31 protein-coding genes and 1 pseudogene are annotated in these 24,855 nt (G+C 69.4%); 20 read left to right on the top strand and 12 right to left on the bottom strand.

Going from position 1 to position 24,855, the window contains the following annotated elements:
* Nucleotides 1-233 precede the first annotated feature (233 nt).
* The 14 genes from OG730_RS15985 (at nucleotide 234) to OG730_RS15920 (ending at nucleotide 11,406) form a co-directional block, all read left to right on the top strand.
* Nucleotides 234-1,175 (top strand): hypothetical protein, encoded by a 942-nt coding sequence (locus OG730_RS15985; protein WP_327309283.1) that lies wholly within the window; start codon nucleotides 234-236, stop codon nucleotides 1,173-1,175.
* A 39-nt stretch (nucleotides 1,176-1,214) separates the two neighbouring features.
* Entirely contained in the window at nucleotides 1,215-1,919 is a 705-nt protein-coding gene (cpaB, locus tag OG730_RS15980; protein WP_327304885.1) for a Flp pilus assembly protein CpaB, read from the top strand.
* A 7-nt stretch (nucleotides 1,920-1,926) separates the two neighbouring features.
* Nucleotides 1,927-3,255, top strand: a complete 1,329-nt coding sequence (locus OG730_RS15975; RefSeq protein ID WP_327304884.1) for a CpaE/TadZ family protein — start codon at nucleotides 1,927-1,929, stop codon at nucleotides 3,253-3,255.
* A gap of 72 nt (nucleotides 3,256-3,327) precedes the next feature.
* On the top strand, nucleotides 3,328-3,654 hold the full coding sequence (locus tag OG730_RS15970; RefSeq protein ID WP_327304883.1) for a TadE/TadG family type IV pilus assembly protein: 327 nt from the start codon (nucleotides 3,328-3,330) through the stop codon (nucleotides 3,652-3,654).
* 1 nt (nucleotide 3,655) lies between these two features.
* Nucleotides 3,656-4,081, top strand: coding sequence for a TadE/TadG family type IV pilus assembly protein (locus OG730_RS15965; RefSeq protein ID WP_327304882.1), 426 nt, complete (start codon nucleotides 3,656-3,658; stop codon nucleotides 4,079-4,081).
* Nucleotides 4,078-5,466: a TadA family conjugal transfer-associated ATPase gene (locus tag OG730_RS15960; protein ID WP_327304881.1), complete on the top strand. Its 1,389-nt coding sequence runs from the start codon at nucleotides 4,078-4,080 to the stop codon at nucleotides 5,464-5,466. The genes OG730_RS15965 and OG730_RS15960 overlap by 4 nt, the downstream gene beginning before the upstream one ends.
* On the top strand, nucleotides 5,463-6,401 hold the full coding sequence (locus tag OG730_RS15955; RefSeq protein ID WP_327304880.1) for a type II secretion system F family protein: 939 nt from the start codon (nucleotides 5,463-5,465) through the stop codon (nucleotides 6,399-6,401). Before OG730_RS15960 ends, OG730_RS15955 begins: the two co-directional genes overlap by 4 nt.
* Before the next feature lie 13 nt (nucleotides 6,402-6,414).
* Complete coding sequence (locus OG730_RS15950; protein ID WP_327309282.1) at nucleotides 6,415-7,305, top strand: DUF5936 domain-containing protein; 891 nt, start codon at nucleotides 6,415-6,417, stop codon at nucleotides 7,303-7,305.
* A 3-nt stretch (nucleotides 7,306-7,308) separates the two neighbouring features.
* Complete coding sequence (locus tag OG730_RS15945) at nucleotides 7,309-8,550, top strand: sensor histidine kinase (protein WP_327304879.1); 1,242 nt, start codon at nucleotides 7,309-7,311, stop codon at nucleotides 8,548-8,550.
* Entirely contained in the window at nucleotides 8,550-9,233 is a 684-nt protein-coding gene (locus OG730_RS15940) for a response regulator (protein WP_327309281.1), read from the top strand. The genes OG730_RS15945 and OG730_RS15940 overlap by 1 nt, the downstream gene beginning before the upstream one ends.
* Before the next feature lie 110 nt (nucleotides 9,234-9,343).
* A complete protein-coding gene (locus OG730_RS15935; protein WP_327304878.1) occupies nucleotides 9,344-9,544 on the top strand; it encodes a zinc ribbon domain-containing protein in 201 nt (66 codons plus the stop codon).
* The gene (locus OG730_RS15930; protein ID WP_327304877.1) at nucleotides 9,544-10,146 is read left to right on the top strand and encodes a pilus assembly protein TadG-related protein; all 603 of its coding nucleotides are present in this window, start codon (nucleotides 9,544-9,546) and stop codon (nucleotides 10,144-10,146) included. Before OG730_RS15935 ends, OG730_RS15930 begins: the two co-directional genes overlap by 1 nt.
* A 30-nt stretch (nucleotides 10,147-10,176) precedes the next feature.
* The gene (locus tag OG730_RS15925) at nucleotides 10,177-10,764 is read left to right on the top strand and encodes a hypothetical protein (RefSeq protein WP_327304876.1); all 588 of its coding nucleotides are present in this window, start codon (nucleotides 10,177-10,179) and stop codon (nucleotides 10,762-10,764) included.
* Between the two features lie 3 nt (nucleotides 10,765-10,767).
* Nucleotides 10,768-11,406 carry an OmpA family protein gene (locus OG730_RS15920; protein ID WP_327304875.1) on the top strand — a complete coding sequence of 213 codons (639 nt, stop codon included), beginning with the start codon at nucleotides 10,768-10,770 and terminating at the stop codon, nucleotides 11,404-11,406.
* Nucleotides 11,407-11,687: 281 nt separating this feature from the next.
* Here OG730_RS15920 and OG730_RS15915 read toward each other — a convergent pair whose 3' ends face one another.
* The 3 genes from OG730_RS15915 to OG730_RS15905 all read right to left on the bottom strand — a co-directional run bounded on the left by OG730_RS15915 (nucleotide 11,688) and on the right by OG730_RS15905 (nucleotide 13,319).
* A complete protein-coding gene (locus tag OG730_RS15915; protein ID WP_327304874.1) occupies nucleotides 11,688-12,158 on the bottom strand; it encodes a DIP1984 family protein in 471 nt (156 codons plus the stop codon).
* 100 nt (nucleotides 12,159-12,258) lie between these two features.
* Entirely contained in the window at nucleotides 12,259-12,456 is a 198-nt protein-coding gene (locus tag OG730_RS15910) for a hypothetical protein (protein ID WP_327304873.1), read from the bottom strand.
* An 11-nt stretch (nucleotides 12,457-12,467) separates the two neighbouring features.
* A complete protein-coding gene (locus OG730_RS15905) occupies nucleotides 12,468-13,319 on the bottom strand; it encodes a helix-turn-helix domain-containing protein (RefSeq protein ID WP_327304872.1) in 852 nt (283 codons plus the stop codon).
* Between the two features lie 221 nt (nucleotides 13,320-13,540).
* Between OG730_RS15905 and OG730_RS15900 the strand changes: the two genes are divergently transcribed.
* Both OG730_RS15900 and OG730_RS15895 read left to right on the top strand, forming a co-directional pair.
* Nucleotides 13,541-14,041: an ATP-binding protein gene (locus OG730_RS15900; protein WP_327304871.1), complete on the top strand. Its 501-nt coding sequence runs from the start codon at nucleotides 13,541-13,543 to the stop codon at nucleotides 14,039-14,041.
* Between the two features lie 70 nt (nucleotides 14,042-14,111).
* Nucleotides 14,112-14,498 carry a hypothetical protein gene (locus tag OG730_RS15895; RefSeq protein ID WP_327304870.1) on the top strand — a complete coding sequence of 129 codons (387 nt, stop codon included), beginning with the start codon at nucleotides 14,112-14,114 and terminating at the stop codon, nucleotides 14,496-14,498.
* A 158-nt stretch (nucleotides 14,499-14,656) separates the two neighbouring features.
* Here OG730_RS15895 and OG730_RS15890 read toward each other — a convergent pair whose 3' ends face one another.
* Nucleotides 14,657-15,049 (bottom strand): hypothetical protein, encoded by a 393-nt coding sequence (locus OG730_RS15890; RefSeq protein ID WP_327304869.1) that lies wholly within the window; start codon nucleotides 15,047-15,049, stop codon nucleotides 14,657-14,659.
* A 32-nt stretch (nucleotides 15,050-15,081) separates the two neighbouring features.
* Nucleotides 15,082-15,209 (bottom strand): annotated as a pseudogene (locus OG730_RS15885) (IS5/IS1182 family transposase); the annotation flags it as partial.
* A 365-nt stretch (nucleotides 15,210-15,574) separates the two neighbouring features.
* Here OG730_RS15885 and OG730_RS15880 point away from each other — a divergent pair.
* A complete protein-coding gene (locus OG730_RS15880) occupies nucleotides 15,575-16,141 on the top strand; it encodes an RNA polymerase sigma factor (RefSeq protein ID WP_327304868.1) in 567 nt (188 codons plus the stop codon).
* A gap of 1 nt (nucleotide 16,142) precedes the next feature.
* Nucleotides 16,143-17,159 (top strand): CU044_5270 family protein, encoded by a 1,017-nt coding sequence (locus OG730_RS15875; RefSeq protein ID WP_327304867.1) that lies wholly within the window; start codon nucleotides 16,143-16,145, stop codon nucleotides 17,157-17,159.
* 44 nt (nucleotides 17,160-17,203) lie between these two features.
* Here the strand turns inward: OG730_RS15875 and OG730_RS15870 are convergent, their stop codons facing one another.
* The 5 genes from OG730_RS15870 to OG730_RS15850 form a co-directional block, all read right to left on the bottom strand.
* Nucleotides 17,204-17,848: a peptidase inhibitor family I36 protein gene (locus tag OG730_RS15870; protein WP_327304866.1), complete on the bottom strand. Its 645-nt coding sequence runs from the start codon at nucleotides 17,846-17,848 to the stop codon at nucleotides 17,204-17,206.
* Nucleotides 17,849-18,081: 233 nt separating this feature from the next.
* Nucleotides 18,082-19,461 carry a Fic family protein gene (locus OG730_RS15865; protein WP_327304865.1) on the bottom strand — a complete coding sequence of 460 codons (1,380 nt, stop codon included), beginning with the start codon at nucleotides 19,459-19,461 and terminating at the stop codon, nucleotides 18,082-18,084.
* A gap of 128 nt (nucleotides 19,462-19,589) precedes the next feature.
* Nucleotides 19,590-20,027, bottom strand: coding sequence for an ester cyclase (locus OG730_RS15860; RefSeq protein ID WP_327304864.1), 438 nt, complete (start codon nucleotides 20,025-20,027; stop codon nucleotides 19,590-19,592).
* A 29-nt stretch (nucleotides 20,028-20,056) separates the two neighbouring features.
* Complete coding sequence (locus OG730_RS15855) at nucleotides 20,057-21,010, bottom strand: alpha/beta hydrolase (protein ID WP_327304863.1); 954 nt, start codon at nucleotides 21,008-21,010, stop codon at nucleotides 20,057-20,059.
* Nucleotides 21,011-21,106: 96 nt separating this feature from the next.
* Nucleotides 21,107-22,015, bottom strand: coding sequence for an oxidoreductase (locus tag OG730_RS15850; RefSeq protein WP_327304862.1), 909 nt, complete (start codon nucleotides 22,013-22,015; stop codon nucleotides 21,107-21,109).
* A gap of 96 nt (nucleotides 22,016-22,111) precedes the next feature.
* Between OG730_RS15850 and OG730_RS15845 the strand changes: the two genes are divergently transcribed.
* Entirely contained in the window at nucleotides 22,112-22,669 is a 558-nt protein-coding gene (locus OG730_RS15845) for a TetR/AcrR family transcriptional regulator (protein WP_327304861.1), read from the top strand.
* A gap of 113 nt (nucleotides 22,670-22,782) precedes the next feature.
* Nucleotides 22,783-23,616: a hypothetical protein gene (locus tag OG730_RS15840; RefSeq protein ID WP_327304860.1), complete on the top strand. Its 834-nt coding sequence runs from the start codon at nucleotides 22,783-22,785 to the stop codon at nucleotides 23,614-23,616.
* Between the two features lie 29 nt (nucleotides 23,617-23,645).
* Here the strand turns inward: OG730_RS15840 and OG730_RS15835 are convergent, their stop codons facing one another.
* Both OG730_RS15835 and OG730_RS15830 read right to left on the bottom strand, forming a co-directional pair.
* Nucleotides 23,646-24,020: a DUF4267 domain-containing protein gene (locus OG730_RS15835; protein WP_327304859.1), complete on the bottom strand. Its 375-nt coding sequence runs from the start codon at nucleotides 24,018-24,020 to the stop codon at nucleotides 23,646-23,648.
* Between the two features lie 61 nt (nucleotides 24,021-24,081).
* The gene (locus tag OG730_RS15830; RefSeq protein WP_327304858.1) at nucleotides 24,082-24,855 is read right to left on the bottom strand and encodes a zinc-binding dehydrogenase; all 774 of its coding nucleotides are present in this window, start codon (nucleotides 24,853-24,855) and stop codon (nucleotides 24,082-24,084) included.

Below are 24,855 nucleotides of genomic sequence, written 5' to 3'. Positions count from 1 at the left end.
TGGCTTGAACTGATCGACCTGACCGTCGACTTGCGATCCTTCTTGTCCGGATTTTCCCGCCCTCCGTGACACGTGCCCGTGGCACGGGAATGCGCAAGGCCCTGCCCTGTCAGGAAGGACGTGGATATGGTGCTGGGGCAAGGGGGAAGGGTGTTGATCGTTTGCGGTCGCGCAGCATGCGCGCACCCGCCGCGGTCAGGGGAACGCCCGTGGACGTCCGGGTGAACGGGGGGATGCGCGTGCCGATCGCCATTGCTGTCACCAGCGCCGATCTGGTGCTGCCGGCCCCGGACCGGCACACCCCGGCCGCCGCCGTACTCCCGCCGCCCGAGGAGCTCGACCTCGAGGGCGCGCTCGCCCAGACGGCCGGCCTGCTGGAGCGCCACGGCCACCTGGTGGTCCTCGTACCGACCTGGCTCCGCGTCTCCGCCGTCCGCCGCCTGCACACCGTCCGGGCCATCCTGGAAACCGACCGGATCGCGCTCGTCGACGTCGATCTCCCGCCGCTGGGATTCGCCCTGCTGGTGCGTCAGCTGCGCCAGCTCAGCGTCTGCGACTTCAGCCCCGGAGTGCTCGCCTCCGCCGCCCGCCTGCTCGCGCACTACATCTACGCGGGCGCCCTGCTCGGCTCGGTCGCCAAGCTGGACCGGGTGCCGGTCGGGCTGAAGGCGCACGCCAGGTCCTGGTCCCCGAACGCCCAGTTCGCCGTACTGGCCCACCCGGCCCCGCACCTGGTCAAACTGGGCTCGGGCTCCGGCGGAACCCACGGCGGCGGCGCCACGCTCCCCCCGGGCCCCGACTTCGCCACCCACCTCACCTTCGCCCGCGGCCAGCTCACCTCCGACTGGGTGGCCTCCGACCTGGCCCCCGCCTGGCGGGTCCAGGGCGTCATGGAGAACCCGCTGCCCGCCGACTCGGCCGCCTGGTGGGCCACGCCGAAGCTGGTGGAGTTCGCGGCCGCCATCCCGGACCCCTCGGTGCTCTACCAGCTCGTCGCCTCGGTCCGCCGCGAGGAATGCCGCTGGTGCGGCTTCGAACTCATCGGCGACCGCTGCGGCTTCTGCGCCGCCCCGCTCCTCGCACCGGCGGCCCCGCCGCCGACGGCGTCGGCGCCCGCCCCATCGGCGCCCGCCGCATCGGCGCGGCTCCGTCCCAGATCCAGATCCAGACACTGACCGGCCCGAACGAATGAAGAACGGCGAGGTAAGACGGCCATGAACTCACGCCAGCGCCGCGGCGTCATCCTGCTGATCCTGTCGGTCCTGTGCGCCCTCGCCGCCTTCGGCGGAGTTCTCGTGGTGATGGGCGACGTCAACTCCAAGGTCGGCAACGAGGTCACCGCCTACCGGGTGAAGGGCGACATAGCCCCGTACACCCCGCTGGCGGCAGGCCAGTTCGAGGAGGTCACGGTCCCGAAGCGGTGGCTGTCCGGGACCGCCGTCACCGACCTGGCCGTCCTCAGGGACAAGCTGGCGCTCACGTCCCTGAAGAAGGGCTCGCTCCTCCAGAGCGACATGTTCGTCGACAAGCCGAAGCTCCAGGCCGGGGAGCAGGAGATCGCCATCATGATCGACGCCTCCACGGGGGTCGCGGGCAAGATCACCCCCGGCGCCAAGGTCAACATCATCGGCACCTACAAGGCCAAGAAGCCCACCGACCCGGACCTGTCCGTCCTCATGGTGGCCAACGCCCGCGTCATCAACGTCGGCAAGCTCACCCCGCTCGACACCAAGGACGCGGACAAGAAGAGCCCCACCGACGCCGTCCCGATCACCTTCGCCCTGTCCACCAAGGACACCCAGCGCGTCGCCTACGCGGAGTCCTTCGCGGTGCACGTACGCCTGGCCCTGGTGGCCCCCGGCACCAACTCGGCGCCCAACCCGGGCGACCACTTCTACACCCTCGAAGGGGACAAGTGAGGCGCCGATGACCACTCGCATCCTCCCCGCGGTCGGCGACCCGGAGTCCGCCCGCGTCATCGCCACCCTCCTCAGCCAGCTCCCGGGCGCCGAGCCGGCCGCCCCCGTCCCCGACTCCACCTTCCTCCTCGACACGCTCGCCCGGCTCGCCGCCGAGTCGATCGACGAACTGCCCGAGGTGGTCCTCGTACACGAGCGGATCGGTCCGCTCCCCGTCCTGGACCTCGTCCGCGAGGTCGCCCTGCGCTTCCCCGCCGTCGGCGTCGTCCTCGTCACCTCCGACGCGAGCCCCGCGCTCTTCTCCGCCGCCATGGACTCCGGCGCCCGCGGCCTGATCGGCCTGCCCCTCGCCTACGAGGAGCTCGCCGCCCGCGTCCAGGCCGCCGCCCAGTGGTCCGTGGGCGTACGCCGCCACCTGGGCCGGGGCCCGGAACTGCCCAGCGGCCCGGGCGGCAGGGTGGTCACGGTCACCGGGGCCAAGGGCGGGGTCGGAGCCACCTTCGCGGCCGTGCAGTTCGCGCTCGCCGCGGTGGCCGCGGGCCGGCGCACGGCCCTGGTCGACCTGGACCTCCAGGCCGGCGACGTCGGCTCCTACCTCGACGTGCAGTTCCGCCGCTCCATCGCCGACCTCGCCGGCATCCAGGACATCTCCCCGCGGGTCCTGTCGGACGCCGTCTACGACGACCGCACCGGCCTCGCGCTCCTCCTGGCCCCGGCCGACGGGGAACGCGGCGAGGAGGTCGACGACCGGGCCGCCCGGCACGTGATCGCCGCCCTGCGCACCCGCTACGAGCTCGTCGTCATCGACTGCGGCACCCAGATGACCGGCGCCAACGCGGCCGCGGTGGAACTCGCGGACGTGGCCGTCCTGGTCACGACCCCGGACGTGGTCGCGGTACGGGCGGCCAAGCGCATGGTCCGCATGTGGGAACGGCTCCAGGTGAGGAAGGCCGAGGAGACCACGATGGTCGTCAACCGCTGGTCCAAGCAGACCGAGATCCAGCCCGCGCTGATCGAGAAGATCACCAAGACCCGGTCGGTACGCACCCCCGTACCGGCGGCCTTCAAGGAACTCCAGGCCGTCGTCGACGCGGGCCGCGTCCAGGACCTCGACAACCGCTCGACGGTCAAGCAGGCCCTGTGGACGGTGGCGGGCGAACTGGGCCTGCTGACCGCCCCGGAGACCCAGGAAGCCCCGACCACCAAGGCCGCCCCGGCAGCCGCAGAGCCCGGCGCGGCCCTGGCCGTACGCGGCTCCGGGCCGGTGGCCCGGCTGCGCGGCCGGGGCGACCGGGGCGCCATCGGACCGTGGTCGCGGCGCGGGCGGGAGGGCTGAGGGGTGGCGGGTCGAGGGGCGGCGGGTCGCAGACGGTTCCGGTGGCGGGAGCGGGGGGACGACGGGCAGCTCGTGATCGAGTTCGTCGGCATGATGCCCTACATCCTGCTGGCCGTGGTGGCGGTGTGGGAGTGCGTGCTGATCGGCTACGCCTTCTCCCTGGCCGGAAACGCCGCCGACGAGGCGGCGCGGGCCGGTGCGGTGCACGGAGCGGGTGCGTGCCAGGAGGCCGCGGGCGAGCACATCGGCAGCGCCTGGAACATGAGCGCGACCTGCGGGAAATCGGGGAACGTCTACAAGGCCGAGGTCCGTCTCAACCTCCCGATCCTGTTCCCCGGGTTCAACATCGGCGTCCCCATCACCGGCACGGGCGGCTCCCCGGCCGAGGAGGAGGAGTGAGATGAACCGGATCAGGAGCGGGATCCGTGCCATCCGCGGCATCCGCCGCGGCCAGCGCGACGCGGCCCACCGCGACAGGGGCGAAATCGCCCTGGAGTACCTCGGGTTCCTCCCCATCCTGCTGCTGGTGGGTCTCGCCGGCATGCAGCTCGGCTGGGCCGCCTACGTGACCCAGCAGGCCCAGACCGCCGCTCGTACGGCGGCGCGCGTGGAGGCGCGCGATCCGGGTGCGGGGGCCGACGCCGGCAGGCAGGCGATCAGGCCGAGTCTCGCGGGAGGTGCGGAGATCAGTGTGGCCAGCACCCGGGACGCGGTCCGGGTGACGGTGACCCTCCAGATCGAATCCATCGTGCCCGGAGTTGCCGACCGTCCGGTCATCCGGAGTGCCGTCATGCCCAACGACGACCCCGAGGTGAACGGACCATGAGCCTGCGTTCCAGGGTCAACACCCCCGACGAGCGGCACAATCCGCGCGAGGACGGCCGCCTGGTCTCCTCGTACCGCGCCAAGCTGCTCGAGGAGATCGACCTCGCCGAGATGTCCGCGCTCGCGCCCGCCGAGCGCCGCGCGCGCCTGGAGCGCGTACTCGGCCACATCATCAGCCGCGAGGGGCCGGTCCTCTCCACCGTCGAGCGTGCCCAGCTCATCCGCCGCGTCGTGGACGAGGCCCTCGGCCTCGGCGTGCTCGAACCGCTCCTCGAAGACCCCACCATCTCCGAGATCATGGTCAACGGCCCCGACCAGATCTTCGTGGAGCGCTCCGGCCGCGTGGAGCAGCTCCCGCTCCGCTTCGCCTCGCACGAGCAGCTGATGCAGACCATCGAGCGCATCGTCTCCACGGTCAACCGCCGTGTGGACGAGGCCAATCCGATGGTCGACGCCCGCCTGCCCAGCGGCGAGCGCGTCAACGTGATCATCCCGCCGCTCTCCCTGACCGGCGCCACCCTCACGATCCGCCGCTTCCCCCGCGCCTTCACCCTGCACGAGATGATCGGCCTGGGCTCCCTCGACGAGCAGATGCTCCTGCTCCTGTCGGGCCTGGTGACGGCCAAACTGAACGTGATCGTCTCCGGCGCCACCGGCACCGGGAAGACCACCCTCCTCAACGCCCTCTCCGGACTCATCCCCGAGGGCGAGCGCATCATCACCATTGAGGACTCCGCCGAGCTCCAGCTCCAGCAGGCGCACGTCATCCGGCTCGAATCCCGCCCCGCCAACGTGGAGGGCAAGGGCCAGATCACCATCCGCGACCTGGTCCGCAACTCCCTGCGCATGCGCCCCGACCGCATCATCGTCGGCGAGGTCCGCGGCGGCGAGACGCTCGACATGCTCCAGGCGATGTCCACCGGCCACGACGGGTCGCTCGCCACGGTCCACGCGAACAGCGCCATCGACGCCCTGATGCGCCTGCAGACCCTCGCCTCGATGTCGGAGGTGGAGGTCCCCTTCGAGGCGCTCCAGGACCAGATCAACAGCGCCGTGAACATCATCGTCCAGCTCACCCGCTTCGGCGACGGCGCCCGCCGCATCACCGAGATCTCCCTCCTCGACTCGCACGGCCGCGAGCCCTTCCGCATCACGACGGTCTGCCGCTTCGCCGCCCAGCCCATGGGACCGGACGGCCGCGTCCACGGCCGCTTCGAGTACTACCCGCTGCCGCGCTGGCTCGCGGACCGCCTCTACATGAACAACCAGCCGATCCCGCAGGCCTTCGGGGTCGCACCGGCGGACGCCCCCTTCACCGACCCGCTCACTGGCCCCCTCCCCCTCCCCGACCCCCGCACCGGCCGCATCACCCGGAATGCCCTGTGAACCCACTGATCTCCCTCACCCTCGGCGCCACGCTGCTGACCTGCGTGCTGGCGGTCCTCGGCATCCACGCCTACGCCACCGGCCGCGCCCAGCGCGCCGCGCTCATCGAGCGGCTCTCGGCGAGCGGCCTGCCCGAACCCCTCGGCCGCAGGCGCCGCTTCCGCGGCCTGGACCGGCGCCTGCGCAGGACCAGGCTGGGCCTCGGCATCGAGAGCAAGCTCGCGGTGACCGGCCTGGACCTCAGCGTCGGCGAGTACTTCGTCTACATGCTGGCCACGGTCGCCGGGATCTGGCTGGTGGCGGGTTCCTTCCTGGCACCGTTCTTCGGGCCGGTGGCCGGCCTGATCGCCCTGTGGGGGGCCAACGCCTTCCTCAACTGGCAGCGGACGCGCCGCACCGAGCGGTTCATCAACCAGCTCCCCGACCTGGCCCGGATCCTCGCCAACGCCACCCAGGCCGGCCTGGCCCTGCGCACCGCCATCGGCATGGCCGCCGAGGAACTGGAGGCACCGGCCGGCGAGGAGCTGGCCCGGGTGGCCGACCGGCTCGCCGTGGGCCACTCCATGGAGGAGGCCCTGAGCGAGATCGAGCAGCGGCTGCCCTCCCGGGAACTGGTCGTCCTCGTCGCCACCCTCGTCCTGTCCGCCCGCGCGGGCGGCGCGATCGTGGGCAGCCTGCGCAACCTCACGGTGACGCTGGAACAGCGCAAGGAAACCCGCCGTGAAGTCCGTACCCAACTCTCCCAGGTGACGGCCACGGCCTACCTGGTACCGGTCATGGGCGTCGGCTCGCTGCTCCTGGTGGACGCGATGATGCCGGGCGCCCTGGACCGCATGACGGGGTCCGTCATCGGCCAGACCGCAGTCCTGGTCGCCCTGGGGCTCTTCGCGCTCGGCTTCCTCTTCATCCGCCGCCTGACCAAGATCGCCGTCTGAGGAGGCCGGAATGATCGCGCTGCTCCTGGCCCTGGCCTTCGCCCTGTCGGTCTTCGGCATCTTCCACGGCATCCGGCTCTACCGCTCCGAAACCAAGCTTCCCAGCGACCTGATGCTGGCCCTGGAGGTCGGCGCCACCCGTACGACGGCCGTCGGCTCGCTCATCGACCGCGCCGGAATCCGGTACGCGCCGCTGATACTGCGCCTGATGGGCCCGGACCGGGTGGACCGCAAGCGCCGCCAGATCGACACGGCGGGCAACCCCTCCGGCCTCACCATCGACCGCTACGCCGCACGCCGCGCGGTCTACGCCTTCCTCGGCGGCGTCGGCGCCTTCGCCATGCTGATCAACGGGCAGCTGATCCTCGCCCTCCTCATGGTCGCCTTCGGCCTGTTCTGGATCGAGGCGGGCCTCTGGTCGGCGATCCGGATCCGCCGCGACCACATCGAGCGGACCCTGCCCGACTTCCTGGACGTCCTGGCGGTGGTCGTCAGCGCCGGGATCGGCTTCCGGCCGGCGCTGGAACGGGTCGCGGACAAGTACGAGGGCCCCTGGTCCGACGAGATCCGGATCACCCTGCAACAGATGACCATGGGCGTCAGCCGCCGCCAGGCCTTCGACGAGCTGCGCAGGCGCAACGACTCCGAGCAGGTGGCGCAGTTCGTCACCGCCCTCCAGCAGGGCGAGGAACTGGGCTCCCCGATCGTCGACACCCTGATCGCCATCGCCGAGGACATGCGCCGCACGGACGCCCAGAACGCCCGCCGCCGGGCCGCCAAGGCCATCCCGCGGGCGACCTTCGCGGTCACCACCTTCATGCTGCCCGGCACGATGATCCTGCTGATCGGCGGGTTCATCTACGGAGCCGACGTCGACTTCGGCGCCCTGTTCGGGGGCGGCTGAGCCATGACCGTCTCGCTGGACGACGTCACGGCTTTCGCCGCCGCACGGGACCAGCCGTCCCCGCGCCCCGCGGTGAAGCTGCCGATCTCCCTCCAGGTCAACGCCCTGCGGGCGCTGTGCCGCCAGGTCTTCGCCTTCCGCCTGGTGATGATCGCCCTCGCCACGCCGGTGGTGCTCAGCCGCACCCCACCCGGCGCACCGACGCACCTGGCGGGCGGCGCCGTCCTGCTCACCTTCCTCCTCTCCTACGTCCTGCTCCGCGACTGGGAGCGCTTCGGACCGCTGCTCCTGCGTCACCGCTGGCCGCTCGCGGTCGACTGGGCGTTCTTCGGCGGACTCCTGTTCCTGACGGCCACCCCCGGCTCCCCGCTCCTCCTCGCCTCGGTGTGCACTCCGCTGCTCGCCGGGATCGTCTACGGCCGGCCCGGCGCGGCGGTCTACGCGGTGGTCCAGGCGGCCGTGGTGGCGGTGGTCGCCGAGGCCCTGACGCTGGCGGTGCTCTGCGTCCTGGCGGGCGCGGCCGGTGCCGCCCTGCGCGGCCTGCTCCTCCGCTTCGGAACGGCCGGCCAGGCCCTGCTGGAGACCCGAGCCCGCCTGGCGGTGGCGGAGGCGGTCCAAGCCGAACGGGACCACCTGGCCCGCGAGCTCCACGACTCCGTCGCGAAGACCCTGCACGGCCTGGCCCTGGCCGCCGACTCCCTGACCCGCACGACGGATCCGACGGCCCTGCGCCGCCAGGCCGCCCTGGTGTCGGGCGCGGCCCGCCGCGCGGTGGCGGAGTCCCGGGACGTACTGACCGACCTGCGGCGGGACCCGGACGCGCCGGGGGTGTCCCTGGCCTCGGAACTCCGGGCCCGGATCGGCCCTGACACGGCTGAGCTGCGCGTGACCGGCACCCTCCCGGTGGTGCCCGCCCCGGTGGCCCGCCACCTGCTGGCGGTGGCGGGGGAGGCGGTGGAGAACGCCCGACGGCACGCGGGGGCGACCCGGATCACGGTGGAGGCCGCCGTGGACGCCGCCGCGGGCCTGGTGCTGGTGATCGAGGACGACGGCCGGGGCCTCCCCGACGGCGTCGACCTCGCAGCACTGCCCGGCGCGGGCCGCTTCGGCCTGCTGGGCATGGCGGAGCGAGCGGCGGCGATCGGAGCCCGGCTCCACATCGGAGCCCGCCCCGGCGGGCGTCCGGGGACCCAGATCAGGCTGACCCTGCCCCTGTCTGCCCTCACGGCGGGGAGGGACGCGTGATGGCACCGCTGCGCGTCCTGATCGCCGACGACAACCCGGTCGTACGGGCCGGCCTGGCGGCCCTGCTGGCCACCGCGGACATCGAAGTGGTGGCCGAGGCGTCGGACGGCCGCGAGGCGCTGCACCTGACGCGGCGCCACACCCCTGACGTCACCCTGCTGGACGTCCGGATGCCGGGGGTGGACGGCATCTCGGCGCTACCGCACCTCGTGCAGCTCGCCCCGGTGCTGATGCTGACGTACAGCCAGGAGTCGGAGATCGTCCGCGAGGCGCTGCTGCTGGGTGCGGGCGGCTACTTGGTGCACGGCGAATTCACGCCGGATCACCTCGTGGCGGCCGTCCGGGATGTCGGTGCAGGGCGGGCCCACTTCAGCCCGACGGCGGCGAGCGCGGTGCTCACGGAACTCCGGGCCTCTTCGCATCCGCAACGAACTGTGGGACAGTCTTCGGAGCGTCTTCCCAACCATGCCGTGTTCGGGCTGAGTTCGCGTGAGGAGGAGATCATGGGTCTCATCGCTTCCGGCATGAGTAACCAACAGATCGCGGCCAGTTGCTTTATCAGCGAGAAGACGGTCAAGAACCACATCAACCGGATCTTCGCGAAGCTCCAGACCGCCACGAGGAGCGAGGCGATAGCCCGTTGGCTGGGAACCGCCCGTCCGGGGGTGGCTGGCCATGGGTAGACGGAGTGCGCAGTGGGTCCGTAATTGGGTCCCGGGACCCTTTGCAACTGCTGGTGCGCCGACGTACCGTCCGCGAACCGACAACGGCGCCAGGTCTGGAGAGGACTCCCATGCAGAACCTCAAGCTGCTCAAGGCGATCGTCGAACGGAAGAACCGGCTGCGGCGTGGTGCGGACGAGGGGCAGACGGTCTTCGAATATCTGGGGATCATCGTGATCATCGCGCTGATCATCGCGGCGATCATCGCATCTGGCCTCGCGGGCAACATCTCGGGTGCCATTTCAAAGGTCTTGAGCGACATTACGACCTGATGATCGCGGCGGGCTCTCGTGATCGGGGACAGGTTCTGCCTTTCTACGTAGCAATGATGGCCTGCCTGCTCTTCGCTGCGTTGGCCTTCGTCGTCGTCGGGATGGCGGGGGCCACGCGCAGCGATGCGCAGGGTGCGGCCGATGCGGCGGCACTCGCGGCTGCTCAGGACGTCCGGGACAACGCGCTCACGGGCTGGAATCTCCTCAACCTCACACCAGAAGAGTGGGAGGAGATCATCAGGGGGCGTCGCTTCGATACCGAGGGAGCCTGTGGCGCGGCGAGGGACTTCGCCGACACGAACGGCGCCACTGCGGAATGCGATTTCGATGTTCCGGAGTTCACCGTCTCGGTGACAACGAACGGCACGGTCGGTGATTCGGTCATCCCGGGAACCGAGAACGTGCATGCCCGCGCCACGGCAACGGCCGTGATCGAACCCCGGTGCTCCCTGAAACCAGCGACCACCCCGCCACCGCCCGAGGGTGGCGGGGTGGTCGACATTCAGTGCCGGGACGGGTCGGTGATCATCGTGAATCCGTCGGATCCCGGTTCCTTGAACAACCTGGCGAGGAAACTCTTCGTTGTGCGACTGACCGACTGACATTGAACGAGAGACAAGGAAACGGCGTACATGAGCATGCGGCAGAAGGCGAAGGTCCGCGGGGGAGCGGCCGTTGCGGTTGCGGCGGTCTTGGCCCTCGGGGTGGCCGGATGCGGCGGAGGTGGCGAGAAGGCGAAGGAGCCGCCGAAGTCAGAGACTCCCCAGAGTCAGGGAAGTAGCGCTCAGCAGCCCGAGCCCACTGCGAGCAAGGGCTCGGGGCCTCTCGAAGTGATCGCTTCGGCGCAAGGTCCGTCCGGGCTCGTCCTAGAGCTAAATTCGGCTGTACGAGATCAAGATGGGTACGTCACCGTCAGCGGACAGATCAAGAACACAGGTTCTGCGGCAGTCTCCAACCTCGGGACCTTGCGCGGCGAGGAGAAGACCGCGAGCCCCGGGTCGGTTGCCGGAGCAAGCCTGGTCGACGCCGCGGGCAAGAAGCGCTACCTCGTACTGCGTGACACAGAGGGACGGTGTGCATGCACTACCGGTCTCCAGTTCATCAAGGGCGGGGAGAGCATAGCCTTCTTCGCGCAGTTCCCCTCGCCACCGGCCACTACCACCGAGGTCGTGTTCGGTCTGCCGACCTTTGCCGCGGCCACCATCAAAATATCCGGGTGACCCATGACCAAACGCCATCGCATCACAGCTGCCACAGCCGTCGCCGGCCTCGTCATCGCCGGGGCCCACTTCATCGGCGCGACCAGTGCCTATGCGGACGATGTCACGCCGTCTGTACCCCCGGGTACGGAACCGTCGGCCTCGGCGCCCACGCCCATCAGGTCCGACTCCCCAGGTCTCAAGCTCCCGCAGGGCGGCATCCTCGCGCCGCCCAAGGTGCTCGACATGGTCGAGGTAGTCGAGGACATCGGCGGCGAGGAACGGCGCCAGGAGACGAACCAGACCGTCATGATGGCTCTGCAGTCCGAGGTGATGTTCCCCGAGGACAGTGCCATCTTCAACGCTCAGGCCGCCGCCCGTATCCAGGCCATCGGGCAAGAGATCAACACCCAGAAGGCCACCACCGTCCGGATCTTCGGTTTCACCGATGACCAGGGCAGCTACGAGCACGGCAAGGAACTCTCGAAGAAGCGCGCCGACGCGGTCCAGGCCGAGCTGGCGAAGACGGTGACGAACCCAAGCGTCACCTTCGACGTACGCGGCTACAGCGAGGACTACCCGATCGCCGACAACGGCACAGAAGAAGGCCGCAAGAAGAACCGCCGCGTGGAGATCACCTTTCCGCGCAGCATCAAGCAATGAAGGACCGGTGGGCGCCGTCGACCATGCCGACGGCACCCACCGGCAGAGGCCTGTGGATTGCCCCGAACCCGCCCTCACCGCTTCGGACCTGCACGTGGTGATGTGCCGTGTGTTGTGCACTGTTACTTGTGTGCCGTAATGAGCTGCACTGTTATGGGGGAATCGAACCCCTGCGTTGCTCTTCACGCACCAGGAGGGTGGACCGGAATCCGCCGGCCCTCGGTTGTGCTCGCTTCCGAAGCGACTACCTGCTCCACATGACCCCGCCCTGCCGGGACCTCTCAGTCCAGCAGGTCGGCCTCCCAGTTCGTGCGCTGGATGCGCACGTCGAGTTCGCGGACTTCCCGCGCCAGTACGTCGGCCTGGCCGCGCAGCTCCGCGACCGGTAGCGCCGAGAGTGTCACCAGCTCGGAACGCAGCTGCCTGCCGTGACCCCGGTTGCCCGTGCCCGCTGCCGCGTCCGCCGCGGCCGTGACCACGGAGTGACGCAGTCGCAGGACGTCCCGCCGGGCGAGGGCGTCGGTGAGCGTGCCGTCCGTACCCATGTCGATGGCGGCGTTGGTGCGGTTGATCCGCCGGATCAGGAGCTCCAAGGTGTCCAGCGCCTCGGCGGCGTCCGCCAAGAGCTGCGCTGCGTCCTCGGCGGGAGGCTCGCCCTCCTGGTACCGGGCATTGCTGACCACGCGTGCGCGCAGCTGTTCCACACGTCGTGTGGTGTCCTTGCGTTCCGCAAGTGCCTCGGCAAGCTTCACTGGTCCCACCTCCTGTCCCTCGTCCCTCGTGTCTCCGGCGAGCCTACGAAACCGAATCCGCGGGGGCATTCCCTTTTCGATCGGACAGGCACGAAGGGGACTACTCCGCGAGCAGGTGGTCGGCCTTGCCGGCCTTGATGTCCCGGATCAGCTGTTGCAGTGCCTCGCGGGTGTCCGTGAGGTAGGTGCCCTCCTGGCCGGACAGGGCTATGTAGCTGTTGCCGTCCCCGTCCACCCCGATCCGGTAGCAGGAGTTCCCCTCGCCGCAGTAGGGGTCCTCCCAGGTCACGTCGCTCACGCTGTCCCCTCTCAGAGTTCGCTCGCGATGGCGCGGATGAAGTCCCGGGAGGCTCCCGGAGACAGTGCCAGCCGTTCCATCAGCTCGAAATGGCTTCGGTACTTCGTGAGTTGGGTCTCGGCGTGGAGGAAATCGGGCCCGTGCGAGTTGTCGATCTGCACGGTGTCGAGTTGCGCCGTCGGCCCCTCCGCGTAGAGCACCGTTTGTCCCGCTCCAGGAAAGCCGCCCGCCTCGAACGGGAGGACGAGCAACGTCACATTGTCCTGTTCGGACCGATGGATCAAGTGGTTCAGCTGTGCCCGCAGGACATCCGCGCTGCCGAACCGCATCCGCAGGGCGGCCTCGTGCACCACGGCCACGAACGCGGGGGCGTTCTCGCCGTCCAGGACGTTCTGGCGCTCCACGCGCAGTGCCAGTCGCAATGCGACCTCGTGCTCGGGTAGCGCGGGGATGACCATGCGGAACACGGCTAGGGCGTGGTCCGAGGTCTGGAGGAGCCCAGGCATGTGGAGCGGATACGCAACCCGCATGCGGATGCTGCGTGCCTCCAACTCGGCGATGTCCAGAAAGCCTTGCGGTACCTGTCCCCTGTAGCGGTCCCACCAGCGCGGGCCGGCGGGCAGGGCCATGTCCGTCAGCCCGGCGATGTACCGCTCGTCATTCACTTGGCAGTTGGCCGCCAGGGTGCGGAGTCGTTCGGTCGAAATGGCGCGTGTGCCCGACTCCATCGCGGAGATCGCACCTCGGTCCACGGCCAAGAGGCTCGCCGCGAACTCGGCTGACATCCCTGCTGACGTGCGCATTCGGCGCAGTTCGTAACCCAGTCGCTTCTGGCGCTCGGTGGGAGCTGTCCTCGCGGTCATGGGGTGCAGTCTTACGCGTCGCCAACCCCTCGTGCCACGAACGGCTGACTCCTGCCGAGTGGCGGGCCAAAAAAGGCCCGCCCGCGCTACATTCGGTAATGCATCGCTCACGCAAGGGAGTTGGAAGTGCATCGCCGCAGCATGCCTCGGCATCCGCCTCGGCGACGAGCCACTGCCCCCACCAAACGCGAGAGCAACCCGGCCACGACAGGGAGCCCGTCATGCTCAGCCCCTTCATGTCCCCCAGCCCCGGCTGCTTCGACGCCTGCCCGCCGTCGGACGAGCCGCCTTCGCCCGACGGGCTGTCGTGCAGCCTGACCGTGCCCGGGGAGCCGTACAGCGCCCAGATCGCGCGCAGCACCGTACGGTCCGTCCTGCACGCCCACCACCTCGACCGGGTCGTGCCCGCAGCCGTACAGGTGGTCGGGGAACTCATCGCCGCGGCCTGGTACTTGGACCCTGGCCGCAGCCTGTACCTCGCCCTCCGCCACCGCGAAGGCGCCCTCCGCCTCACGGTCTACGACGGGCACGCTCCCCACACCCACCCCCGCCTCGCCGCCCACTGCGAGGCCCGCCGCAGGGCCGCCCTACGGGTCATGGCAGCCGTGGTCCGGGACTGCGGCGGAGCCTGGGGCTTCGGCGAGTCCAGGGAACCCGGCGGCGGGACCCGGACCTGGGCAAGCCTCCCGGTCGCCGGCGCCGCGGGGTACCTCGCCTCCTGAGGGTGGCGCCGCCCCTCGTTTGCCCCGTCCCGGGCCCGCCCTCTTGACCGGCTCCAGACACTGGAATCCGGTGGGTCCGGAGAGCCGGAACACCTCATCCTTTGCCGTAACCGGCCTGGAGGTCTCTTTGGAACCGACGCAACCGACGGAACCGACTTGGCGTTTGATGCGCGGCCCACACCTTGTAGGTGACCTGTACTGGCGCGAGACCGATATGTTCTGGCGCTTCTGCCGGTTCACGCCCGGACCCGACTGGCCGGCAGTCCGAGAGCTGTATGAGGCCTTCGCCCAGTGGGAGGATCAGGGTCACCCGGACGCCGACGTCCGATTCGGCGAACTCGCGGGCCCGATCGCACAACTAGGCCTGGAACTCGAGACTCCGGACGGAACGCGCATGCCGGTCTTCAGGCGTGCCTTCGTATGGATCCGCGACGGCGAGGCCCGCGTGCGCTGCTGACGACCGGGCGACTGAGTCCGCCCTGCCTCCCGATGCATCAGATCTTGGAGTGGCTGCTGTGGCGGTGGCGTACCGGCCGGCGGCCGCGCCCGTGAGCAGGCGACGGGGCCGTTCCCAGCGACACGCGCCGGGGATGAAGGGGCCCCTCGCCCGTTCTTTCAGGAAGCCCGGATCGCCCGGTCGATCTCCGCGCCGGTACGGGCCACGACGACGGACCACCCGTCCCTGAGGGAGGCGGGTAGGAGCTCGCGGTCCTTGTCCCGCTGGATCATGGTCGGCCCGCCCGGGACGAGGAGCACGGCATCCAGCCGTTGCAGCAGGACGGCCAGGAGGTCCATGATCCCGTCCCCTCCGAAACGGTTGAAGGTGATGCCGGTCGGGTTGTCGAAGTACACACCCGCCTCCTCCCCCTCCGCCGTACTCACCTGCAGGAAGCCCGTCTCGGGATCCCGCCCCACCGCATACGGGTCGAGGACCTCGTGCGCAGCCCGCATGTCCAGCGTCGCCGGCTCACCGTTCTCGAACCGGCACACGAAGATGTCAAAACTCATGGAGTCCTTTCTAACCTCAGGTTGAGGCGTGCGTCGGCCTCAGTGAGTGCGTCGATGATGCCGTGTCGCCGCGCGGCGGTCAGGTCGTGGGGCGATCCGGTAATGCCGGTGAGGCCCACAGCAGTCGGCCGAACGGGTCGGCGAGGACCTGGACGTTCAGGAGCTTCATCGCTTCGTGCAGCTGGCAATGTCCAACACCTGATCGCCGCAGTCAGGTTGGAAAAGGCTCAGCGCTCAGATCGCGCGCAGCGCCGTGCGGTCCGTCCTACGGGTGATGGCCGCTGCGGTGTGGCGGGGAGCGTGGCGTAGAACTCCGCGAGCGCTGCCGATCCGGCACAGCTCCGCCAAGACAGCCTGTCGCGAGAGCGCATGTAGTGCTGGAATCACGAGACAGCAGGGCCACTGGAGGTCCAGAACACCCCTGAACATCCCGTTTTCAGGCCGACTTGAGAGAGCCGGACCGAGAAACTTCGCCCTGAGCTGTAAGAGATCCGAGCGGCCGGACATAGACACCTCGGAGGGGATGTGAGCACGACGACTGACGAAGAGCACTTCACCGCGATCTACCAGCGCCACTACGCGAACATCGAGAGCTACATCCGGCGTCGGTGCGAACCGGCCCAGGTCTCCGACCTGGTGGCCGAGGTATTCATGGCGGCTTGGCGGAGATTAGGCGATATCCCCCCGACATCGACCCTGCCCTGGCTGTACGGCGTCGCCAGGAACATCCTGGCTAACTCCTACCGCGCACAGGAGCGCCAAACGCGCCTCTTGGCCGAGCTGGCCGGGCAGCGCGAGGAGGGCGTATCGGACCATGCTGAAACTGTCCAGAACCGACTGCTGATGGCGGCGGCCTTCGACCGCCTGTCCCCGGACGATCAGGAAGTCTTGCGGCTTTCCCTCTGGGAAGATCTCTCCGCCCGCGATGCCGCCAAGATCATGGGATGCAGTACGGCCGCCTATCACGTCAGGTTGCACCGGGCGCGCAAGCGGCTCCAAAAGGGAACGGCAGTAGAGCAGCGGACAGGCGTTTCGTCAGGCGCTACGGGATACGTTCCGGCGAGGACTGAGGGGATCAGGATCAGTGAGTAAATTGGATGAGCTCTTCCGCTCCATGGATCCGTCGAAAAATGGCGGCTGGCAGGCCACGGAGGCGGAGAGGGAGTTCACCTTGGTCACGACCATGATGTCACCTCACAGCAACGTGCCCAGCGAGGCAACGGTGACGGTGACTGCCCCTCGTCGGCGTTGGGGTCTGGGACTTTCGGCGGTAGCGGCCATGACGGTCTGCGCATTCGCAGCGGTCAATGTTTTGGGGTCCAACGCGCCGCAACCCGCCCTTGCCGTAACGCCCGCAGCATTGCACTACAGTACCTCAGGGAAGTCCGCCAAAACTGTCCTTGAGGAAGTCGCTCGGTCCGCGGAAGCCGGGAGTCGTGAATCGGTAGACGGACAGGATTTGTATTTCAAGCACGAAATGTGGGCCCTGTCCACGCGGATCGACGGGGTTCAAGTCACTTCCGCAATCATTCCCGAAGTGCGTGAGACGTGGCGGAAGCCCGACGGGTCGGCGAAATGGAAAGCGAAAACGAAGGCGCCGGTCTTTGAAAATGATGCGCAGCGAAGGGTCTGGGAGGGCTCAGGATCGGCGGGAAAGACTCCCGAGACCTGGTCTGGCACATCAGACCCCGCCGACATGTCTCAGCTCAGGAACAAACCGGCACCAATCGATCCGGCAGGCATGACCCGGTGGCTTTCCGTGAACTACGAGTCCTTCGGACCCGGCCAGCTCTTCGACTCCATCTCGGAGCGGAACCTCAGTAGCCTGTTCTCCCCGCAGCAACGTGCGGCCGTGCTGCGCGTCTTGGCCGATACGGAAGGTATTGCCTACCGCGGGGAAGCGACGGACCGAGCGGGGCGCCCGGGCGTATCCTTCTCCGTGGATTCGGACTACGGCGGGCTCCCCGTGAAGCACACGCTCATCTTCGACGCTCGCAACGGAAAGTTGCTGGCCTACGAGGAAGAGCTGACAACATCAGCAGGCAGTCTGAACGTCAGCGTCCCTTCGGTCATCCTCTACGTGAATTACCTGGAAGCCCGACCGCAATAGGTGTGCAGGGGGCGGATCGATTCATCCCCCTGCACACTCATGCACTAGGTCGCTGTGAAGCAGTCAGCCATGTTGTCGAGAGTGACAGAAGGGCTGCGGCTGTGAGCGAGTTCGGTCCACTGAAGGCTACTGCATGATGAGTCATCGCCTGCTCGAGTCCGCCCATTCACGCGAATGGTAAACCCGCCTTTATTGGACCAGGATGACGCCATATCGTTGAATGTGTAGGCGGAAAAGTAGACGGTCTTGGTGTGGGGGCCGTTCCACTGTAGACGTCGACCACCGTAATCCTTGTACTGGTAGAAGCAGTACCAGTCGTTACCGAATACTTCCGTGGGGCAACTACTATCGTCCTCGGCCAGCGCTGAAGCGTTCTCTTTCGTGCCCGCCGGAAGGTCGGCCACCTTGGCTTGAAGTCTCTGCGCCGCCGGGCTACTCGGGGGAGCCTTGCGCTCCCCGGGTAGCGGGAAGGATAGGATTGCCTCCCCCTCACCCCAGGCGATCTCGTTCCGGCTGATCTGTACTCCGCCCGCGGTGCTCGCCAGGACCTTGTCCATTTCGCGCTGCAACCCGTCAACGGTGCTGGCCGAGCCCACCTGTGCCGAGGTCAAAGTCAGGCATAAAGCTCCCGCAACCCCAAGCGTGCGGACCATATGCTTCCGCATCACACCCCCCATGAAATAGGACACGATTCGAGTATGTTGGCGCCGTGAATCTTTTCAGGTTGGAGGATTTCCAGCACGGTCGTGGTGGAATGGTCGCAGCCTCTCCACAATCGGAACAATTGATTCAATGCGGTCCGGGTTGGTTCCTCACCATCGGGTCACAGCCAGGGCGCCGCCACCGGATATCTGGATTCCTGAGAGGGGTCGTGGCGACACCGGGAGTGCTCCCGAGCCAACGGCCGCCGAAACAGTCACCGCTACGCCGAGGCGGTCGATTCGGCCGCGGAGCGCCGGGTGTCCGCGACATGGAAGTTGATGTAACGGACGAGGGTCAGTGGGTCCCGGGGGCTGTCGGCCTCGAAGGTGATGCGGCGCAGGAGGCTGACTCCGTCGAGTGCGATGCCCTCGCGGGCGAGGACGAAGACGAGGGCGAGGAGCGCGGAGCGGGCGTTGCCGTCGTCGAAGGGGTGGAAGAAGCAGATGTCGAGGTAGGCGCGGGCGGCGCGGGCGGTCAGCCCGAGCGGTCGGCCCACGTCGGACACGCTCTCGGCCAGGCACGTGGCGAAGCGGGCAGGTGTGTCCGGGCCGATGCCGTAGCGCTCCCGGCCTCCCTTGGCGAAGGCGGGCGAGGTGCGGAACAGCGGTGGCTGCGGGGTGCCCAGGACGTGCTGCTGCCAGCTGCTGAGCAGTGCGAAGTCGAGTCGGGCTCCGCGTGCCGCGTCGGCCCGGACAACTTCCAGGGCGCTGAGCAGGCCTTGGGCCCGGGCAGGGTCGATGGCGGCGTCGAAGGCCTGGATGTCCTTTGCCACGCCATCGCGAAGGGGCACCACCGGTCCGTCCTTACCGCCGTCCTGGACCTCGTGCCACGGCACCGATTCGCGTGCCGCGAGCCAGCGCTGCAAGTGGTCTTGAGGCGGCGCGTCCGTGCGGGTAGGGCTCTCGGCCGGCCGCACTGACAGCGCGAGCTGCTCCGCTATGTCGTCGACCACCACCGTGTCGGGGCCGGTCCAGCTGCGGAACCGTCCACCGATCGCCTCGTCGACCAGGATCTGGGCCTTGCCCGGCGCGACGCCCCAGCGATGGAGGAACCAGGTGAGCACTTGGCGGCAGTGGCCGTACCATCCGCTGCCGCACCCGGTACGGTCGACGACCTGCAGGATCACGTTCCTCGCCGCGCGCTCCCACAAGATCCGCTGATCGTCGATGCCGGTCAGGTCCAGGGGGTACGCCTCGAACCAGCCGGCGAGATACTCCAGCCAGTCGCGCCACTCACACAGGGCCGCTTCGACGCGGGCCAAGGTCGCTTCCTGCGTCGTGACCGAGTGGTGCGGGCAGCACCAGCTTCCTACCGGTCCGCCGTCGAAATCCCCCTCGTCGTGCGCCCAGCGCCAGCCGACGCTCCAGCGTCCGTACTGCTGGACGAGGGCGTACGACATGGCGGCTGCCCAGGGCTCGGCCTGGCCGTCACTCCAGCTGTTCATCGCAGGGCTTCCGTAAGGGACGTCCGGGCGGACGGGCACACAGTGGGCCGGGCCGAGCGAGCGCACCGTACGCGCAACGGTCGCGCCGTCGAAGGTGTGACGGGCGGGGTCCACGTCTTCCCAGGTCAGGGAGCGGGGAGCCAGTTCGAGGATCACCGCGCAAGCCTGCCTGCCCCCGCCCGGCACCCCCAAGCGGTTTTCCCGCACCCGTCGCCCCGCGGTTCGGCTGCCGTTCAGTTCTGTACGTAGACGGACTGGTCCGGGGAGCGGTCCTGTTCCGGCCGTCAGGAAGAGGTGGGGAGGCTGGTGATGCCGAGTTGGAGGAGCATGGCGAGGATGTCCTCGACGAAGGTTCCCTCCGCGATCTTGCCTTCGTGGATGCGGTAGATCCCCACTCCGTTCCACTTCGCTGCCTTGTCCGTGGCGGGCATGCCCATGAACGGGCCCGTGTGGGTGCCGCTGTTGGTGAACAGCGCGACGACGGTGTCCCCGTCCACCAGGAACCGCTGGGGCTCCAGGTGCATGCCGGTGAACGCTCCGCCGGCGTTGGCCTCGGCGAACTTCTTGTAGTCGGCCAGGCCGTGGTATTCGCCGAGGCTGCCGCCGCGCCAAACCATGTCCTCGGTCCAGTACCGCTCCAGGGCGGACAGGTCGCCTCCGTTGACGACCTCGTCGAAGAAGCCCTGGACGAGGCCGATGCTGTCCTGCTTGCTCGTGCTCATGGTGGTGCTCCTTGCGGTGGGTGCGGAGGTCAGGCGGAGAGGCGGGTGGTGAACCAGGACGCGATGCGCTCGGCGACGGCCTGGCCGGTCTTGGGCGCCATGGTGTTGAAGCCGTGGGCGCCGTCGGGCCAGACGTCGAGGTCGGCGTGGTTGCCGGCGGCCTGCCAGCGGGCGGCCATGAACAGGCTGTCGTCCAGGAGCGGATCGAGCGAGCCCACGGTGAAGAGGGCGGGCGGCAGGCCGTCCAGCTTGGCGAAGAGCGGGGAGAGGGACGGGTCGCGTCGCTGTTCGCCGTCGAGGCCGGGGAAGGCGTTGGCGACGAAGCCGCGCAGCCAGTGGTCGGGCAGGACGAGGGTGGTGTCGTCGGCGAGACGTTGGCTGGGCGTGCCGCTGATGTCGTAGGCGCCGTAGAGGAGGCTGACCGCGGCGATGCGCCCGGCCACCTCCGGGTGCTCGTCGCGCAGCCGGAGCAGGGTCACGGCCGCCAGGTGTCCGCCGGCCGAGGCGCCGTGCAGCAGGAGCCGGTCGGTGCCGAACTCGGCGGCGGAGTTCCGGGCGACCCACAGGGCACCTGCCACGCAGTCGTCGACCGGGGCGGGTACGGGATGCTCGGGCGCGAGCCGGTAGTCGATGCCGACGGTCGCGATCCGCGCGTGCTCGGCGTAGTGGTCGTTGATCCAGTCGTCTTCCCGTGGCGTGCCGATGCACCAGCCGCCGCCGTGGACGTCGATCATCACGGCCTGCACCGGGCCCTCGGGCCGGATGATCCGCAGGGTGAGGTCCCCGCCCGGTCCGGGGATGGTCCGCTCGCTCACCGAGTGCTTCGGGTCGCGGGCGAGCGAGTAGGCCATGCCGCGGACCGCTCCCAGGCCTTCGGCGCTGGTGACGTCGGGGTACCGCATGGACGCGGCGATCTGCCGGTTGACGGCGGCGAGTTCGGCCGCGTCCGGGTTCGGAACGAATCCGTCGGAGCTGGTGGTCATGGCGCTGTCTCCTCCTGTGGAACGCGAGGCGGCCGGGTCCGGGTCGGGGTCCGGCTCCGGCTCCGGGTTCGGGTACGGGTCCGGGTCCGGGGTACGTCAGGGCTGGAAGGTGACTCCGGTCAGTCGTTCGCTGTCCGCCCACAGGCGTGCACCCTGCTCCGGGGCGTCAGCGCCGCGGGGAAGTTTGGCGGGCTTCGGCGTGCCGGAGGTCTGGTCGCGTCCCGACGGGCCTATGAACTGCCCGCTCGCGACGTCGGAGGCGGTGGCCGCGTACAGCGAGGGCCACGCGGCGCCCTCGGCGGAGCCCATCAGCAGGCGCTCGGCGATCGGGGTGAACACCCTGGCCAGGGGCCCGGCGCCGTGCTGCTGGAGGTTGGTCATCGCGGCCCCCGGGTGGACCACCAGGGCCTTGAGGGGAGTACCGGCGGTGCGCCGGGCGAGCTCGAGGGTGTAGACGATGTTGGCGCGCTTGGACTTGGCGTAGGCGCCCATGCCCCGGTAGCGCTTCTCGCTCATCAGGTCGTCGAGCCGGCCCATCGGCCAGCGCGCGGCGATCGCGCTGACCGTGACCACGCGAGGGGCCGGGGAACGGAGAAGGGCCGGCCACAGCTGTGCGTCGAAGGCGAAGTGGCCGAGGTGATTGGTGCCGAAGGTCATCTCGAACCCGTCGCGCGTGCTCTGACGGGTGGGGAGGTTCATCACCCCGGCGTTGTTGAACAGCAGGTCGATCGTCTCGGTCTCGGCGATGCGGGAGGCCGCGTCCCGGATCGAGGCGAGGTCCGACAGGTCGACCACCAGCGTGTCGGTCTCGGCCTTCGGCGCTACGGCGAGCACCTGGCGCACCGCTTCGTCGAGGTTGGTCCGGCTGCGGCCGGCGAGGACGATCCGCGCGCCGCGTGCCGCGAGGGTGCGTGCGGTCCCAAGACCGATGCCGCTGTTGCCGCCCGTGATCAGCGCCGTACGTCCTGCCTGGTCAGGGATCGAATCCAGGGTCCAGTGACTCATCGTAACCACACTCCCTTACTGAATGAACCTTCAATAGCGATGGTGGGGGCGCGGTGGGGCTTTGTCAAATGAACGTTCATTAAGTACATTGGATGGATGCGCACCCGGGATCCCGAAGCCAAGAAGCAGCTGCTCTTCGAGGCCGCACTGGCGGAGTTCGCCGAGTTCGGCCGCGCGGGAGCGCGGATCGACCGGATGGCCAAACGCGCCGGCATCAGCCCGGGCCTGGTGTACTCGTTCTACGAGGGCAAGGCCGAGCTGTTCGACGCGGTCTTCGACCAGATCGTCGACATGATCCTCGCGTCCGTACCGATCGACGCGGACCGCCTGCCCGAGTACGCGGGCGACCTCCACGACGCAGGGCGGGCGCACCCCGACGTCATGCGGTTCATCAGGTGGTACTACCTCGAACTCGGCGAGTCCTCGCAACGCGCCGTCGTGGCCGCCTCCATGTCCGAGAAGGTCGCGGCGATCACCGAGGCGCAGCAGCGCGGCACGGTGACGACGGCCCGGTCCGCGGCCCAGATCCTCGCCCTGGTGCTGACCTTGGCGAACATGTGGCACATGCCCGGGGAAGACGTGGCAGGGCTGGTCCCCGAACCGGAACGGCGCGCCCTGGTGACCTCGGCGGTCGCGGCACTGGTCACTCCCTGACGTTCGGCCGGCAACTGGACGTTCACGTCTGCCGTACTGCGGCCCGATGGCACAGGGCGAGCTGAGTAGGCGTACTCATGTGGCCGGTGATGCGGCAGCCGCATGCTGCGGACATGAGATCCAACTCCCTCCCGAAGTCACTGCTCCTGGCCGTACTGGGCTGCGTCGTCCTCGCCGGCTGCGGTACGCGGAACGCCGCCACCGACCAGGCCCTCGCGGGCGGCGTCGTACCGGCGGCGAGTGCGAGCGCGAGTGCGAGTGCGCCGGAGGCCGCGCCGAGCGATGAGGAGTTCCTGCGGTTCCTGGAGCTGATGAACGACATGCCGTCGAGCTGCCTTCAGGAAGTCGCGGACGAGAAGGGTGTCTCGGTCGAGGAACTGGAGGAACTGAACGCCAGGAGGATCCCGCCCGAGGAACTCCTGGGCCGGGAGGACACTCCGGGGCCGCATTCCTTCGCCGACGGGATGTCGCCGGCCGTTCCGGACGCCGACGGTGGCATGGACGGCGGCCCGGTACCCCTGCCCTCGGACGTTCCCCCGCCGCCGGAGCCGGACCCCGACGTCACTCCGGCCGACCCGTACGAGGAGGTGACGCTCAATCCTGCCGAGGAGTGCTTCGGCGGCGACCACGTGCGGCGCATCAGCGAGGCCTTCAAGAACACCACGACGGGCGACTATGAGGTGATGCGGAAGAGGCTGACCGAGCTCGGCTACCCGGCGCCGTACATCCACCGGATGCCGGACCACGAGGGAGTGCCCCGGGCGAGGCTCGACCTGCGCCTGTTCGGGGGCCGGTTGGCCCTGGAGGTCACGGGAAGCAGGAGCGGCGGTGTGATCGCCGAAGCCTTCGGGGCCTCCGAGCGGGAGGGCGTGAACGTGGCCGATGTGAAGCGGAAGCCGAAGTCGAAGTCGAAGCCGAAGCCGAAGCAGGGTGCTCCCGCGGCCTGACGGCGGGCTGGGAGGACGCGGGGGCGGGGTCAGAGCAGGAGGCCGAGGGCGGTCGCCGCCATGACCGCGGCCGTCGCGGCGTGGACTCCGAAGGCGGTGGCCTTCGGTCCTCCGCTGCGCAGCACGATCAGCATGTCCGCGACCGGCATCGCCGCGAACGTCAGCATGAACCAACCCAGCACCGAGGTCGGCGCGACGAGCATCAGCACGAAGACGAAGACCCCGCACACGATCTCGCGCGCGCCCTTCACGTGTAGCCAGGACCGCAAGGCGGGGTCGTCGACCGGTGTGTCGGGAATGCCGAAGCCGGCGGCGTTCTGCGGCTTCGCGAAGACCATCGCGCCCATGGCGACGAGGGCCGCGCCGAGCAGGCCGGCGAGAACGGTGGCGAGGGTGGTGAGCATCGGCTGTCCTGTCTGTCCGTCGAGGTGATCGTTGGTGGCGACGGGGCTGTGGCGGCGCTGGTCAGGGGACGAGCACGATGCGACCGCGGACGCCGCCCTTGGCCATCGCCTCGTAGGCGTCGGCCGCTTCCGCGAGCGGGGTGACGGCGTGGACGCGGGCGGGCAGTTCACCCGTCGCCGCGCGTTCGAGCAGTCGGGCCAGGATCGGACCGTCGGGTCGGGCGAAGAGGACCTCGACGGTGACGCCGCGCTCCTCAGGGAGTCGAGCCGCGGGCTGCACGCCGACGAAGCGGCCGCCGTCGCGCACCGCCCGCAGGGCGTCCTCCTGGAGGGCTCCGGCGACGGCGTCCCAGCCCCGCCCGACCCCGGTGGCGAAGTCGGCGCCGAGGCCCCGTACGAACGGCTCGTCGGCCGCTCGGGCCGCCCCGGTCACCTGCCAGCCGCGGTCCTGGGCCAGTACGGCGACGTACGCGCCCACCGCGCCGGCCGCGCCCGTCACCAGCAGGCGCCGGGCTCCCGCGGGCGCCTCGCCGAGGAGGGCGACGAGCTGGGCCGCGGCGGTGGCGTTGAGCGGCACCACGGCCGCCTCGATCAGGTCGAGGGCGTCCGGTACGACGGCGATCTTCGCGGCGGAGACCAGGAGGTGTTCGGCGTGGGATCCGTGGTCGCGGTCGAATCCGTCGAGGAACCCGGCGACCCGCGTGCCGGCCGGCAGCTCGACGCCCGGTCCGGCGGCATCGACCGTGCCGGCGAAGTCCCAGCCGAGCCCGGTGTGCTGAGGCTGGTCGACCAGGCCCAGCCGGTGGAAGACGCCCCCGGCCACCCCCAGGTCCAC

Source organism: Streptomyces sp. NBC_01298 (assembly GCF_035978755.1).
Lineage (GTDB): Bacteria > Actinomycetota > Actinomycetes > Streptomycetales > Streptomycetaceae > Streptomyces.
The sequence above is the reverse complement of the archived record's forward strand: the minus strand, read 5'-3'. Positions and strand labels throughout refer to the sequence as shown.

Excerpts from the sequence above, each read along its gene's own strand:
- OG730_RS15905 (WP_327304872.1), bottom strand. The coding sequence starts at position 13,319 with ATGACCGCGAGGACAGCTCCCACCGAGCGCCAGAAGCGACTGGGTTAC.
- OG730_RS15930 (WP_327304877.1), top strand. The coding sequence starts at position 9,544 with ATGATCGCGGCGGGCTCTCGTGATCGGGGACAGGTTCTGCCTTTCTAC.
- OG730_RS15925 (WP_327304876.1), top strand. The coding sequence starts at position 10,177 with ATGAGCATGCGGCAGAAGGCGAAGGTCCGCGGGGGAGCGGCCGTTGCG.
- OG730_RS15985 (WP_327309283.1), top strand. The coding sequence starts at position 234 with ATGCGCGTGCCGATCGCCATTGCTGTCACCAGCGCCGATCTGGTGCTG.
- OG730_RS15920 (WP_327304875.1), top strand. The coding sequence starts at position 10,768 with ATGACCAAACGCCATCGCATCACAGCTGCCACAGCCGTCGCCGGCCTC.
- OG730_RS15840 (WP_327304860.1), top strand. The coding sequence starts at position 22,783 with ATGAGATCCAACTCCCTCCCGAAGTCACTGCTCCTGGCCGTACTGGGC.
- OG730_RS15960 (WP_327304881.1), top strand. The coding sequence starts at position 4,078 with ATGAGCCTGCGTTCCAGGGTCAACACCCCCGACGAGCGGCACAATCCG.
- OG730_RS15965 (WP_327304882.1), top strand. The coding sequence starts at position 3,656 with ATGAACCGGATCAGGAGCGGGATCCGTGCCATCCGCGGCATCCGCCGC.
- OG730_RS15935 (WP_327304878.1), top strand. The coding sequence starts at position 9,344 with ATGCAGAACCTCAAGCTGCTCAAGGCGATCGTCGAACGGAAGAACCGG.
- OG730_RS15855 (WP_327304863.1), bottom strand. The coding sequence starts at position 21,010 with ATGACCACCAGCTCCGACGGATTCGTTCCGAACCCGGACGCGGCCGAA.
- OG730_RS15940 (WP_327309281.1), top strand. The coding sequence starts at position 8,550 with ATGGCACCGCTGCGCGTCCTGATCGCCGACGACAACCCGGTCGTACGG.
- OG730_RS15945 (WP_327304879.1), top strand. The coding sequence starts at position 7,309 with ATGACCGTCTCGCTGGACGACGTCACGGCTTTCGCCGCCGCACGGGAC.
- OG730_RS15835 (WP_327304859.1), bottom strand. The coding sequence starts at position 24,020 with ATGCTCACCACCCTCGCCACCGTTCTCGCCGGCCTGCTCGGCGCGGCC.
- OG730_RS15850 (WP_327304862.1), bottom strand. The coding sequence starts at position 22,015 with ATGAGTCACTGGACCCTGGATTCGATCCCTGACCAGGCAGGACGTACG.
- OG730_RS15900 (WP_327304871.1), top strand. The coding sequence starts at position 13,541 with ATGCTCAGCCCCTTCATGTCCCCCAGCCCCGGCTGCTTCGACGCCTGC.
- cpaB (WP_327304885.1), top strand. The coding sequence starts at position 1,215 with ATGAACTCACGCCAGCGCCGCGGCGTCATCCTGCTGATCCTGTCGGTC.
- OG730_RS15845 (WP_327304861.1), top strand. The coding sequence starts at position 22,112 with ATGCGCACCCGGGATCCCGAAGCCAAGAAGCAGCTGCTCTTCGAGGCC.
- OG730_RS15860 (WP_327304864.1), bottom strand. The coding sequence starts at position 20,027 with ATGAGCACGAGCAAGCAGGACAGCATCGGCCTCGTCCAGGGCTTCTTC.
- OG730_RS15890 (WP_327304869.1), bottom strand. The coding sequence starts at position 15,049 with ATGAGTTTTGACATCTTCGTGTGCCGGTTCGAGAACGGTGAGCCGGCG.
- OG730_RS15975 (WP_327304884.1), top strand. The coding sequence starts at position 1,927 with ATGACCACTCGCATCCTCCCCGCGGTCGGCGACCCGGAGTCCGCCCGC.